General features: G+C 61.2%; 10 protein-coding genes and 4 pseudogenes. 7 read left to right on the top strand and 7 right to left on the bottom strand.

Annotation, left to right across the window (positions count from 1 at the left end; genetic code table 11):
• Window positions 1-54: 54 nt before the first annotated feature.
• Window positions 55-246, top strand: a pseudogene (locus tag EB815_RS34180) (type I secretion system permease/ATPase); the annotation flags it as partial.
• Window positions 234-689: pseudogene (locus EB815_RS32635) on the top strand (HlyD family efflux transporter periplasmic adaptor subunit); the annotation flags it as partial. The pseudogenes EB815_RS34180 and EB815_RS32635, both read left to right, overlap by 13 nt.
• Before the next feature lie 429 nt (window positions 690-1,118).
• Here the strand turns inward: EB815_RS32635 and EB815_RS32630 are convergent.
• Window positions 1,119-1,496: pseudogene (locus EB815_RS32630) on the bottom strand (acyl-homoserine-lactone synthase); the annotation flags it as partial.
• Window positions 1,497-2,929: 1,433 nt separating this feature from the next.
• Here EB815_RS32630 and EB815_RS32625 point away from each other — a divergent pair.
• From EB815_RS32625 to EB815_RS32605, 5 genes and pseudogenes are all read left to right on the top strand, one after another.
• Window positions 2,930-3,046, top strand: a pseudogene (locus tag EB815_RS32625) (polysaccharide deacetylase family protein); the annotation flags it as partial.
• 118 nt (window positions 3,047-3,164) lie between these two features.
• Window positions 3,165-3,446 (top strand): acyl carrier protein, encoded by a 282-nt coding sequence (locus EB815_RS32620; RefSeq protein ID WP_065005706.1) that lies wholly within the window; start codon window positions 3,165-3,167, stop codon window positions 3,444-3,446.
• 1 nt (window position 3,447) lies between these two features.
• A complete protein-coding gene (locus tag EB815_RS32615) occupies window positions 3,448-4,656 on the top strand; it encodes a beta-ketoacyl-[acyl-carrier-protein] synthase family protein (protein ID WP_019863253.1) in 1,209 nt (402 codons plus the stop codon).
• Between the two features lie 320 nt (window positions 4,657-4,976).
• Window positions 4,977-5,714: a 3-oxoacyl-[acyl-carrier-protein] reductase gene (fabG, locus tag EB815_RS32610; RefSeq protein WP_019863254.1), complete on the top strand. Its 738-nt coding sequence runs from the start codon at window positions 4,977-4,979 to the stop codon at window positions 5,712-5,714.
• 482 nt (window positions 5,715-6,196) lie between these two features.
• Window positions 6,197-6,787 (top strand): NodA family N-acyltransferase, encoded by a 591-nt coding sequence (locus EB815_RS32605; protein ID WP_027047768.1) that lies wholly within the window; start codon window positions 6,197-6,199, stop codon window positions 6,785-6,787.
• Between the two features lie 761 nt (window positions 6,788-7,548).
• On the opposite strand, the gene panD is transcribed toward EB815_RS32605, so the two are convergent.
• From panD to bioB, 6 genes are read right to left on the bottom strand one after another with little or no spacing between them, the layout of a single operon-like run.
• The gene (panD, locus tag EB815_RS32600; RefSeq protein WP_019863256.1) at window positions 7,549-8,001 is read right to left on the bottom strand and encodes an aspartate 1-decarboxylase; all 453 of its coding nucleotides are present in this window, start codon (window positions 7,999-8,001) and stop codon (window positions 7,549-7,551) included.
• A gap of 56 nt (window positions 8,002-8,057) precedes the next feature.
• Window positions 8,058-9,041: a beta-ketoacyl-ACP synthase III gene (locus EB815_RS32595; protein ID WP_019863257.1), complete on the bottom strand. Its 984-nt coding sequence runs from the start codon at window positions 9,039-9,041 to the stop codon at window positions 8,058-8,060.
• Window positions 9,038-10,303, bottom strand: coding sequence for an adenosylmethionine--8-amino-7-oxononanoate transaminase (locus EB815_RS32590; RefSeq protein WP_019863258.1), 1,266 nt, complete (start codon window positions 10,301-10,303; stop codon window positions 9,038-9,040). Before EB815_RS32590 ends, EB815_RS32595 begins: the two co-directional genes overlap by 4 nt.
• Complete coding sequence (gene bioD / locus EB815_RS32585) at window positions 10,303-10,938, bottom strand: dethiobiotin synthase (protein WP_019863259.1); 636 nt, start codon at window positions 10,936-10,938, stop codon at window positions 10,303-10,305. Before bioD ends, EB815_RS32590 begins: the two co-directional genes overlap by 1 nt.
• Complete coding sequence (locus EB815_RS32580) at window positions 10,935-12,074, bottom strand: 8-amino-7-oxononanoate synthase (RefSeq protein ID WP_065005707.1); 1,140 nt, start codon at window positions 12,072-12,074, stop codon at window positions 10,935-10,937. Before EB815_RS32580 ends, bioD begins: the two co-directional genes overlap by 4 nt.
• The gene (bioB, locus tag EB815_RS32575) at window positions 12,071-13,066 is read right to left on the bottom strand and encodes a biotin synthase BioB (RefSeq protein WP_032921514.1); all 996 of its coding nucleotides are present in this window, start codon (window positions 13,064-13,066) and stop codon (window positions 12,071-12,073) included. Before bioB ends, EB815_RS32580 begins: the two co-directional genes overlap by 4 nt.
• Window positions 13,067-13,101: the final 35 nt, after the last annotated feature.

Here is a 13,101-nt window from a genome sequence, read left to right as displayed (position 1 = left end):
GTGCCGACAATTAACGGAGGCATTCTCCTGAGCAAGTATCTCTCGAACATTTCAGTGTGGAGACCTTCCGGTCTGACTTCCACCATTGGGGGAATTTTGTTGATAAGTGGCGTGGTCAATGTGCTTGCGCTGACCTCGCCGCTGTTCATGCTGCAGGTCTACGACCGCGTTCTGGCAAGTCACAGCGTACCGACGCTGGTGGGGATAGCCGTGCTTGCTGCCGGGCTTTATGCGTTCCAATGCCTGCGCCTCAGTCAGGCATCGTTCAACAACTCGCAATTCATACGGTCGGCGGAGTGATCGCGCCCGCCGATCCGATCATGCTAATTGTGCCCGAAGGCGACGATCTGACGCTAGAAGTGCGGATCAACCCGAAGGACATCGACCAAATCCAGCTCCTTCACAAGGCTGTGCTGCGGATGTCAGCCTTCAATCGGAGAACCACGCCCGAATTGAATGGATATGTAAGCCGGATCGCAGCCGATCTGGTGACGGACGAAAAAAGCGGCAGTTCCTATTACCTGGTGAGTCTCTCAATCCCGCATGCGGAACTGACGAAACTCAAGGACCTGACGCTCGTGCCCGGCATGCCGGCCGAAGCGATGGTCCAGACGGGCGAGCGTACGGCGCTTTCCTATCTTGTGAAGCCGCTGGCCGACCAAATCAGTCGCGCATTCCGCGAGGAATAGAAAATAGGCATTTTCGCCGCTGAACTCTCTATTTTGCCAAACGTTGAATCGGGATGCCGTCCAGTTATCCGAGTTCTCGGCGACCTCAGGTCATTGCTGGTGATGTGAAACGGGCGTACGCTCCCGCCCATTGGTCACTTTCAGTTTAACGAGCCGATCATTGGCCGTCGAGTCAAAGCTGCGGACTCATGGCCGGCGTCCTCACCTGCGTTAACAGCATGCAAGCCGGCGGGAGGAGACGGAGAATACTCGGCCCAGGTGCGATATGCAGCCCAGCGCACTCCTTCGTCTCGCCGTGGCTTGCTTCTCCGGGCCGGACGCAATGACTCGTTTTGGCGACAAGAAGCAAACCCTCTTCCGAGCCCTGGATCCACGCACCAAATCCTTCTGCAGCGGTGGCCTCGTTCGTCAGCGATCCAACAAAGGTGCTCACGTCTTAGCTCCGCATGGGCCGTGCGGCAGGCCGCGAATCGGTTGCCACAGTACCGGCCCATTCAGACGTCCCCTCCAGCGGATGCGCAACAGGCTGGCGTGAGAGATCTCGAGAAACCCGGCAACCGCCTGCGTTTTGCCGACGGGCTGAGGCTTTCCGATGCGCGACAATGGCCACGTTGCGAGGCGAAGGATCCGATCCATACGCGTATCGGTCACCGTCACGATCCGGGTGAGATTGTTGGCCAAGCCGAATTCGATCATGCCGGCGAAGAGCTCGTAGGTTGCTTGGGCAAGGCCGCCTGCCGCCTTGGGCGTTGATGGGGGCAAATCGAGCCCGAAACGGCTGCTTTCCCATATGTCAGGACTCGCGGGCTGGGCGCGGTCCGCATCGACTATCCATGGTATGGATGCGCTCATCGAAACAAACTATTTGATCAACCTTCCGGGATCTCGCATTGACAAGAGCCCGGACACGCACCGAGAACCCGTTGCCTTTGTCGCTTGAAAAAGGACCCGAAAGGGAAAATCTTTGAATGAGCTCAGACGTGCGCTGGAAATTGTTCTGGGAATGAGTTGCAGAAGGTCAACGATTTCGAACGCCGACCTCTCTTTCACGCAGCTGAATTAGCGGAGACAGCCCATGTTTCCGCCCATCATTGCCCTCGCTGGTCGGCAAGGTTTTCCCGACTGACCGGGGCCGGACGCCGGAGCTGCTCTTTCACTCGCAGCCGCGACACTGCAAAATTGCCAGTCACGTTTGCCGCTTAATCGTTCAACGGATAAGACGGGAGGCGCCAGCTTGGCCGGCCTACTGTCGGCATTTTCACCGCGTCACATCTACCGGAGGTTTGGGGGTTTCGTGGTCCCCTGGTCAGCATGCTTATGAGCGTTGTTGAATGTCGCGAATGTGGTCTCGACAAAGTGCGGCGCTGTCCAGTCAAAGTCCGCTGCAAGTTCGACATCACGCCCGATCTCGTGATTGCCGAGGTAGACGCCTTGATGAATTATTGTAAGGGGCGCGACAAACTTATTGTGGCTCCCGGGTGTGCGGCCAGCACGACCGTCGCGCGCGAGGAGGCAGCTTAGTGCGCGTGTCGTGACGCGGCCGCTCGATTCAGGTCATCTTGTGGAGCGCCAACCATACGGGTCGCGGCAGCGATCGCCTGTCGACGGCGGTGTTTGATATCCGGCACCCTCAGCCGACTGGCGATGGCTTGGACATAGCCATAGCCCCACGCCCAGCCCAAGAGGAATGCTGTAGCGAAAGCGGTTCGTGGCGCTGAACGTCTTCCTTGGGCGATCAGATATTCCGGCGCTGCAGGCCTGAAAGAGTTCGAGCGAATCGATGTTTCCGAAGCCCGACCCACAGGATGAACCCGCCCCGCGGATCGGTGACCTTTGTGCTTTGCGCGATCCGCCCGCGCGCTTCGTTGAACCGGAGAGCGAGTGTGAGGCGCTGAGCATCTAGCAGCGACCGAGACGTGCCGAGCTGTTGCGCGGAGTGGCCATGCGGGATGGCTCCTGCAACCAGAGGCTTGCTGCGTCATTGAAACGTATCCCTATCCACAGCGTGGATGCGTCTTATCGAAACAAATAATTTTATCAATCTTCCGGAATGTCGCATTGACGACAGCACCTCACACACACCGATCACCCGCTACCCTTCGTGTGACGACTGCGAAAGAAGAGCCCGAAAGGAGAAAATCTTTCCATGAGCTCAGACGTGCGATGGAAGTTGTGCTGGGAAATGAGTTGCAGCTGGCCGACCATTTCGAACTCTCCGACTTCTTCCGAAAGCCGAGATTTTTGACGACGGTCCACTTTGCACATTCGAGATGCTGCTGGCGCAAAATCGGGTGCCGGCAACGTTCTTCGTCATCGATGCCTACGCCGCAGACCAACCGGAACTCATCCGGTCTCTATAATGCGATTGGTGTTGGCGAGTGGCACAAGCCTGGTCAGGGACGATTTTCGCGACGTGACTGGCAGAGGCATGGCGCCGCGCCCACGTCAAAAGGCATTACTATGGAAAGGAACAGAATGGCTGATCAACTCGCAACGGAAATCATTGCCACGATCAAGAACCGAGTCGAATCGGAGAGCGGCGAGGGAAAGAGTGTGTCCATCATCGGCGAAATAACGACTGCCACGGAACTGACCTCACTCGGAGTCGATTCGCTGGGTCTGGCGGATCTCCTCTGGGATGTGGAGCAAGCCTACGGCATCAAGATCGACATGAACTCGGCCGACGCCTGGTCGAATCTCAAGAGTGTCGGCGACATGGTGGAAGCCGTCCGCGTTTTGCTCGCGAAGGAGGTCTGACTTGGACAGGCGAGTCGTCATTACTGGGATGGGCGGGCTTTGCGGCCTAGGCAACGACGCCGCCTCTATCTGGAAAGAGATGCGCGAAGGCCGCTCCGCCATCCGCCCGATGGTAACTTCCGAGATTCATGAGCTGAAGGGCACTGTCGGTACCGAGATCAAGGAGCTGCCCAACCACGACATCGGCCGCAACCAGCTCGTCTCGATGGACCGCCTCAGCTTGCTCGCTGTGCTTGCAGCGCGCGAAGCCATGCAACACGCCGGACTTTCCTGCGATGAGGGAAATCCGTATCGCTTCGGCGCGACAGTGGGCGTCTGCGGCTGGGGCTGGGGAACGGTCGAAGAAACCTACCGCGCCCTCCTTTTGGGCGGCGCGAAGCGTGCTGGCATTTACAGTGCACCAAAGGGGTTGCCGAGCGCCGCTGCCAGCCAGGTCAGCATGAGCCTCGGCCTGCGCGGCCCGGTCTTTGGCATCGCCTCCGCATGCGCATCGGGCAACCATGCGATTGCGTCGGCGGCTGATCAGATCAGGCTCGGCCGGGCCGACGTGATGCTTGCCGGAGGTGCCGAAGCGCCACTCGTATGGGTTCAGCTGAAGGCATGGGAAGCAATGCGCGCGCTCGCTCCGGATACGTGCCGGCCTTTCTCCGCCGATAGGAAGGGAGTGGTGCTAGGCGAGGGTGCGGGCATGGCCGTGCTAGAAAGCTATGAGCATGCCGCGGCACGCGGTGCCACGATGCTTGCCGAGATCGCAGGCATCGGCCTTTCCGGCGATGCCTTCCACATCGTCGCGCCGTCTATCGAGGGGCCGGAGGCCGCGATGCGCGCTTGCCTTGCCGACGCCGGACTGAATACCGAGGACGTGGACTACCTCAACGCCCACGGCACCGGCACTAAGGCCAACGATCAGACCGAGACAGCGGCGATCAAGCGCGTCTTCGGACACTATGCCTATTCGATGTCTGTCTCGTCCACCAAGTCCATGCACGCGCATTGCCTCGGCGCAGCGAGCGCACTTGAAATGATCGCCTCCGTGATGGCGATCCAGGAGGGCGTCGTGCCGCCGACCGCCAATTATCGCGAGCCAGACCCCGATTGCGATCTCGACGTCACGCCCAATGTGGCGCGCGAGCGCAAGGTGCGCGTGGCACTGAGCAACGCCTTTGCCATGGGCGGCATGAACGCAGTTCTGGCGTTCAAGCAGGTGTAGAAGCCATGCGAGATGCCTCCAGTAACAATATCTTTCGTGTCAAAATGCCTGCCGGATCACGATTGTGAAGGACGTGCCCTTGGACCGCCTCGGTGAATGCGCCAAGTGACAGCGGAAGCTGACGAGCGAGGCCCCGTTTTTGTTAAAATTCTCAACTGTTGAGGCGGCGGGGACCTGCCGCTGCCCGGAAGGTTAAGCGAGGCCCTTCGGGTTCGGCTAGAGCGTCTGTCCAAAGCTATACCCGATAATGTCTGGAAGGCGCAGGGCCGCCGGTGACCGCCTCCGTGCGAAGCCGGTCCTTAGAGAGGGAATCGATAACAATGTTCGATCTGACTGGCCGCAACGCGCTCATCACCGGAGCAAGCGGTGGAATCGGCGAGGCCGTGGCGCGGGCGCTGCACGCGCAGGGCGCAAACGTCGGCCTGCACGGCACCCGTGTCGAAAAGCTCGAGGCGTTGGCTGCCGAGCTTGGCGGGAGGACAAGACTGTTTCCGGCGAACCTCTCAAACCGCGACGAGGTGAAGGCGCTGGGCGCAAAGGCGGAAGCCGAACTCGAAGGCGTCGACATACTGGTCAACAATGCCGGCATCACCAAGGACGGGCTTTTTATCCGCATGTCGGACGCGGATTGGGACGCGGTACTCGAGGTCAACCTGACCGCCGTGGTCCGGCTCACCCGCGAACTGACCCATTCGATGATGCGCCGCCGCAACGGCCGCATCATCAACATCACCTCCGTGTCCGGCGTAACCGGCAATCCCGGCCAGGCGAACTATTGCGCCTCAAAGGCTGGCATGATCGGCATGTCGAAATCGCTGGCGCAGGAGATCGCGACTCGCGGCATGACTGTGAACTGCGTGGCGCCAGGCTTTATCGAATCGGCCATGACCGACAAGCTGAAGGACAAGCAGAAAGAAGAGATTATGGCCGCCATTCCGGCCAGGCGCATGGGCACCGGCGCGGAAGTCGCCGCGGCTGTCGTCTACCTGGCCTCGAACGAGGCCGCCTACATCACCGGCCAGACCATTCATGTGAACGGCGGCATGGCAATGATTTAGCCTAAAACGTTCAGTGCGCCCGACGAGGCGTATCAACGGTGGATGAAGGTTCCCGCCCAGATAGCAGTCGGTTGGTCTAGCAACGCAACTGACGAGCGGCTCGGTCGGGCAACTGGCCGGGTCGAAGCCTCGTCATAAAGGCCGCCTTGGGCGGAGGTTTAGATCAAGCTCTTTGAGCGCCTGGCTTTTCCTATTCATAGCGTGGATGCATTCATCGAAACAAACGATTTTGCCAATTCTGCAGAACGGCATAGCAAGATCAAGGATCTAAGCCAAAAGGTACTTATGGATGTTTGTATTGGCTCCGAGCAGCAATTTCTGGTGCATCGCCTCCCGGTGTGCTCCGAACACAACGAAGTCGCATGTTCATTGCGGCTAGTTTCTTCAATGATCTGCGCAAGCTACATCGAGCCGGCATGATACGACAGCGTCCTTAAGGTAGGGCTTACCTCAATCAAACAGCAACAAAGATGAGGTCTTTCATGTGCTCTGACGTGCAGTGGAGGTTGTGCTGGGAAAATGAGTTACAACAGGCCGAACATGTCGAACTCTCCGAATTCTTCCTGAAGACCTATGGACCGACTGGGGCCTTCAACGCAAAACCATTCGAAGGCGGCCGTAGCTGGGCCGGTGCGAGGCCAGAACTCCGCGCAATCAGCTACGATGCGCATGGCGTAGCGGCTCATATCGGCATACTACGCCGCTTCATCAAGGTTGACGAGGTCGAACTCCTAGTGGCCGACCTGGGCTTGTACGGGGTGCGTCCGGATCTTGAGGGACAAGGGATCAGTCATTCAATGCGCGTTGTGTATCCAGTGTTGCGGCAGCTTGGGGTTCCATTCGCTTTCGGCACCGTTCGGCACGCGATGCGGAATCATTTTGAGAGGTTCTGCAGAGACGGCCTGGCGGCGATTGTGTCGGGCGTTCGCGTGCGGTCCACTCTCGCAGATGTATACCTCGACCTACCCCCCACATGCGTCGAGGATGTGCTCGTCGTGGTTGTGCCGATTGAACGCTCGATGAGCGAGTGGCCGTCCGGCACCCTGATCGTTCGGAACGGCCCAGAGCTATGAAACATCTTGAAGTGCTGGGTGATCGCGCCGAGGGCACCAGAGCGGCGGGGTTTTTGCAGAGCTACTCGGATTGCATAGGCGTTCCCATTCACGTTAGCTGTGGGTAATTAAGGCTGAAATAACATGCATAATCTGCGCATCTAAATCGATCCGAGCGCGATTTCCGCGCGCACGGACGTGCCGGACCTGAATCGCCGTCCCCTGAAATCGACAAGGCGTCGGCTATCCCAAAAACAGTGCTTGACGTTGCGTAAGGCCCCGTGTTTTCAGATACGCGGGAACGACTTCCAGTCTCACCCAAGGCAACGAAATAGGGGCAGCAATGGTGGCTGGCGAACCTAATGACGTGCGCGTCAAGCGTTGCGGTGGGGGATGGATCGTTCATACTGTCCAGGACGGCAAACTGACAGTTCTTCGGTTCAAGACGCAGTCTCCCGCCGAAAATTTCGCCGATGCCCAACGAACCAGGCTCGGCCTTGCTGCCAAGCCACCGATCGACCGGCGCTGATATGTGACCGGATTGGGCGTTGGATGGCTGGTGAGGGCTTGGCGCCGGCGGGATACACTTTGCCGAAGGCCCGCTTCAATGGTGCGTTTTGATTCGGACACTCAGACATGCAAACCGCTGTTCGCGGGCACGAAGGCCCGCCGTACCGAAGGCGCAGTGGGCATGGGGGTTTCGAAGCTCGAGTCTTAGACGCTCTTCAGTGCCCAGCAAGTTGCAACGGGGCGAAGAGGCTCGCACATCTATCGAGCGCGGCTCACGCCCCGGAGACCAGGGCAGGAATGACCAAAGGCTCATTCGCCTCGTCAAGAATGGAGAAACTGTAACGGCCGTCTGTGTCGACATCGACTGAGTAGCTCAGGCGGTCGAGTATGTGGTTATCCTGGTCAAACGTGACGATCCGCGGCTTCAGCGAGGTGATATGCGCTTCGTCCAGGTAGATGGAGTTGCAGACAATGATCTGGTCGTCGGGCTGACAGGTGCGAGCCGCCGCTCCGTTGAGGATGCAGCACCGTGAACCGCGCTCGCCGAGGATGACATAGGTCGAGATCCGCGCTCCGGAATTCTTATTCCATATCTCCACGAATTCCATCGGCAGGATCCCGGCTGCCTCGCAGTGGTCGGGGTCGAGCGTTATCGAACCATGGTAGTTGAGGTTCGCTTCGGTGACGTGGATGCCGTGCAGCTTGCCGGCCACTATTTTTCGCATTGGTTCTGTTGTCCTCATCATCATACAAGGTGAATCTTGGTAACTGGTTCGCGCGGCTAAATCCCGAAGACGAGAGCGCCTCCGCTGAGACCCGCACCTGCCGCTGCCAGAAGGATTTTCTCGCCCTGTTGGAACGGCTCCGCCTGATGGGCCAGAGAGAGCGACAGCGGGATCGTCCCGGCGGAAGAGTTGCCATACTCGGCGATCGTCTTGACGATCGCGTCATCCGCGATGCCGAGGTTTCTCCCGACGGCATCGAAAATGCGGGCATTGGCCTGGTGCGGCACAAACCGATCGATATTCTGTGGCTGCATGCGGGCAGCAGTGAGCGCTTCCTGCGAGCAGGCAGTCATCATGTCCACGGCCTTGGCAAATACTTCGCGGCCGTCGGTGATCGTCATCCGGGTCTGCTCGAGGTCGAGGTCGCCATGGAACGGAGTGTTGCTTCCGCCGGCGGGAATCTGGATCAGCCCGTAGCGCGAGCCGTCCGAATCCACCGAAGCGCCGAGAATGCCCCGATCCGGGTCATCGCATGGACCAATCACCACGGCGCCGGCGGCATCAGCAAACAGCACGGCGCTGGCACGCTCGGCCGGATTGATGCGACGGCTGAGGATGTTGGCGGCAATGACAAGGCTCGCCTTGCCATGCAGGCGGGTGAAGCCGTCGGCGAACATCAGTGCATAGATGAAGCCGGCGCAGGCGCCGGTCAAGTCGATCGCACCGGCACGGCCCAGTCCCAGTCTATGTCCAACCAGCGGCGCGCTTGGTGGAAGGAGGTGATCGGGCGTCGAGGTGGCGAGCAACAGCAAGCCGATGTCGCTGCGGTCGATGCCGGCGTTCGCCAGCGCCATGTCGCCTGCATGCGCGGCAAGGCCCGACAGCGTGTCTTCGTCGTTTGCCCAGAAGCGCGACCGTATCCCGGTGCGTCGCTCGATCCAGCCGGGCTCGAGCCTGAGACGATTTTCGATTTCCGGATTCTCCACCTTGCGCGAGGGCGCATGATGACCAAATCCGAGAACGCACGACGACCTGCTCATGATCTCGAACCGAAACGTTCGCCGGCCTCCTCGATGGCGTCATAGAGCCCGTCCAGTTCCTCGCCGGTGATGCAATAGGGTGGCAGAAGATAGAGGACATTACCGAGTGGGCGCACGAGCAGACCGCGCTCGAGGAAGAACGCGCGCAGCTTCGGCCCGATCTCGGCCAGGTAGCCGGCAGATCCGGCGCGCAGGTCGAGGGCCGCGATCGTGCCGGTCGCCCGGCTGTCGGCGAAGTAGGGACTGTCGCCAAAGCGCCGAAGTCCGGCGGCCTGTCTCGCGCTCAGGGCCGCGATGCGCTCAGTCACCGGCTCGTCACGCCAGATCTCGACATTGGCGAGTGCCGCCGCGCAGGCAATCGGATTGGCGGTGTAGGAGCTCGAGTGGAAAAAGGTCTTCTGCCGATCCTCGGAATAATGGGCCTGGAAGATGGGGTCGGTGGCGAGCGTGACGGCCAGCGGGATGGCACCACCGGTCAAGCCTTTCGAGGTGCACAGGATATCTGGAGAGATGTTCGCCTGCTCGCAGGCGAATATGGTTCCGGTGCGCCCCCAGCCGGTCATCACCTCGTCGGCGATCAGCAGCGTGCCGGAGGCCTCAGTGATCTTCTTCAATTCGGTGACAACCGAGGCCGGATACATCAGCATGCCGCCTGCGCCAAGCACCAGCGGCTCTACGATCAGCGCGGCGGCGCGCCGGTCGCGGCTCACCGCCTCGAACCGATCCAGCGTGTCCTGCTCGCGGCCGACGGCCGGGAAGGGGATGGTGTCGACCTCGAACAGCAAAGGCTCGTAGGCGGCGTTGAACACGCCACGGGCGCCGACGCTCATCGTGCCGATGGTGTCGCCGTGGTAGCTGTGCTCCATGACGACGATGCGCGAACGCGGTGCACCGATGTTGCGGAAATAGCCGAGCGCCATCTTCAGCGCGACCTCGACGGAGGTCGAGCCGCTGTCGGAATAGAACACCCGGTCGAGGCCGGCGGGAGCGAGGCCGACAAGCGCCTCGGCGAGCCGTTCGGCCGGCTCGTGAGTGAAGCCCGCAAAGATGATCTGGTCGAGGCTCGACGCGGTCGCCTCGATGGCCTTCATGATGCGGGGATGGCGATGGCCATGGGTGACGACCCACCAGGATGAAATCGCGTCCAGGATGCGCGTGCCGTCGGCCTTGTGGAGATAGGCGCCTTCCGTCCGCACGATCTCGGGGATCGCGGGCTCAAGGGCGTGCTGGGTGAACGGATGCCAGACTCTAGACTGCGACATCAGTCGCCTCCGGCAATCAGGGTAGGGTCGAAACCGGCAACCATCGCATCTCTCAGCGTTTCACCCGTCAGCGGATTGAGGTGCGGCAGCCTGCCAAGCTGCGGCATGCCGCCGAATTCCACGATTGTACTTTGTGTCTCAGCCACCTCTTCGCCGATGAAGGCTATGCCGATGAGCGGGATGGAGCGGGCCCGCAGAGCCTCGATCGACAGCAGGGTATGGTTGATGGTGCCGAGCGCGGTGCGGGCGCAAAGGATGACCGGCAGCTGCCATTGCGCGAATATATCGATGAACCTTGTCCGCCGGTTGAGCGGCACCATCACCCCACCCGCGCCCTCGATGATCAGCGGTCCCGGCACGGCGGGAACCGAGAGGTCAGCCGCCTCGATCGAGACGCCGTCGATTTCGGCCGAACGATGCGGTGACAGCGGCATCCTCAGACGGTAAACTTCCGGCAGGACGCGCCCGGCCGGTAGACCGGAAAGCCGGGCAACGACCTCGCTGTCAGTCTCCTCGTCGAGGCCCGATTGCACGGGCTTCCAGTAAAAGCCGTCGAGCAGGCCGGCGAGCCCGGCCGAGAACACTGTCTTGCCGATTCCGGTGTCTGTTCCGGTGACGACGATGCGTTTGGTCATGCCGGGGCCAACACCTCGGCGAGCGCCTCGACCATGGCGGAAATGTCGGCTTCGTCGACGTTGAGCGTCAGGGAAATGCGCAGGCGCGACGTGCCCTCGGGGACCGTCGGCGGACGAATGCCGCGAATGTCGAAACCGCGCGCCTGGAGCGCCGCCGCCACCGCCATGGTGCGTCTGTTGTCGCCGATGGCAAAGGGCTGAATCTGCGAGCCGCTGGGTGCCACGCCGCAGCGCTCGGCCAATTGCCGGCCGGCGGAGGCAACGCGTTCGTGCAGTTGAACGCGGCGCATGGGCTCATCAGACAGCATGGCAAGCGCTTCGCGTACCGCCACTGCCATCAGCGGCGACGGCGCGGTGGCGTAGATGAATGGCCGGCACCGGTTGACGAGATAGTCGCACAGCGTTCGCGGTCCGGTGACGAGCGCGCCCGACGCGCCGAGCGCCTTGCCGCATGTGTGGAGCGCGATGATGTTGTCGCGGCCCTCGAAAGCGGCGGCCAGTCCGCGGCCGTCCGGTCCCCAGACGCCGGTGGCATGCGCCTCGTCGACGACGATGAATGCCTCGTGCCGATCGGCAAGCGCGACGAGGCTCTCGATCGGCGCGCGGTCGCCATCCATGCTGTAAAGGCTTTCGACCGCGATCCAGACGCGCCCCACGCCGCCTTCAGCGCGCCAGCGGGTGATCGCATCCTCGACAGCGTCGACGTTGTTGTGCGCGGCCAGCCCGAACTCAGCGCGCCCAGCCTGTGCGCCCTCATGCATGCTGGCATGGGCGAGTTCGTCGAGGACCAGCAGGTCGCCCTTCTGCGGCAGTGCGGTCAGGAGAGCGAAGTTGGCGATGTAGCCGCTGCCGAAGAACAGCGCGCGATCGGCCCCGAAAAACGCCGCCGCGTCCGCCTCCAGCTGCTCATGTTCCGGCGCGTTGCCGCGCAACAGCCGCGACCCTGTGGCGCCGACCGGTGTTCCCCGGGCAATCGCCGCCGCAACCGCTTCGCCAAGTCTTTTGGAGGCGGCAAGTCCGAGATAGTCGTTCGACGAGAAGTCGAGGCCGGCGCGCGGCGCAAGCGTCCGCAGCCGGTCCTTGCGCGCCAGTCCGCGCAAGGATGCCTCATACCGGGCAAGCGGTGCCTCGTTCATTGCGTGCCGATTTCCATCGGCTCGATGCCAAGACGCTGCAATAAAAGAGTATCCTTGCCTTCGCCCGGATTGTCCGCCGTTAGCAGCGTGTCGCCGACGAAGATCGAGTTGGCGCCGGCAAGGAAGCACAGCGCCTGCATCTCGTCGGTCATAGCGGTGCGGCCGGCGGAAAGGCGGACGTGCGATTTCGGCATCATGATGCGGGCCAGCGCGATCACGCGCACGAATTCAATCGGCTCGATGGGTTTAGCCTCGGCCAGCGGAGTGCCCTCGATCGGGATCAGCATGTTGATCGGAACGCTTTCGGGATGCTCCGGCAGATTGGCCAGCGTCACCAGCATGTCGATCCGGTCCAGCGGCTCTTCACCCATGCCGACAATGCCGCCGCAACAGACCTTGATGCCGCTGTCGCGGACATTGGCGAGCGTATCGAGACGCTCGGAAAACGTGCGGGTCGAGATGATCTCTGAGTAGTAGCGCTCGGAGGTGTCGATGTTGTGGTTATAGTAGTCGAGACCGGCCTCTTTCAGGCGAGCGGCCTGCTCGAGATCGAGCATGCCCAGCGTCATGCAGGTCTCCATGCCGAGCGCCTTGACGCCCTCGACCATCGCCACCACGGCATCCATGTCGCGCGGCTTGGGGTTTCGCCAGGCAGCGCCCATGCAATAGCGGGTGGCGCCGGCATCGCGCGCCTTGGTCGCCTCGGCGATGACGCGCCGGACCTCCATCAGCTTCGACGTCTTCAACCCGCTTTCGTGATGCGCCGACTGGCTGCAATAACCGCAATCCTCCGGGCAGCCGCCTGTCTTGATGCTGAGAAGGCGGCTGAGCTGGACCTTATTGGGATCGAAATTCTCGCGGTGGACCGTCTGAGCCCGAAAAAGCAGGTCGTTGAAGGGCAGGTCGTAGACCGCCTGAGCTTCCGCTCGCGTCCAGGGGGGAAGCGCCCATCCGATTGGATCCGAGGTCAGGTCTGGGCTGAGTTCGTTCATAACGGTCTTGTTCTCCATAATCTTCCGTCCTTGAC

It is taken from the genome of Mesorhizobium loti (genome assembly GCF_013170705.1).
GTDB classification, from domain to species: domain Bacteria; phylum Pseudomonadota; class Alphaproteobacteria; order Rhizobiales; family Rhizobiaceae; genus Mesorhizobium; species Mesorhizobium loti_D.
This window is presented reverse-complemented; position numbering and strand designations above follow the sequence as displayed.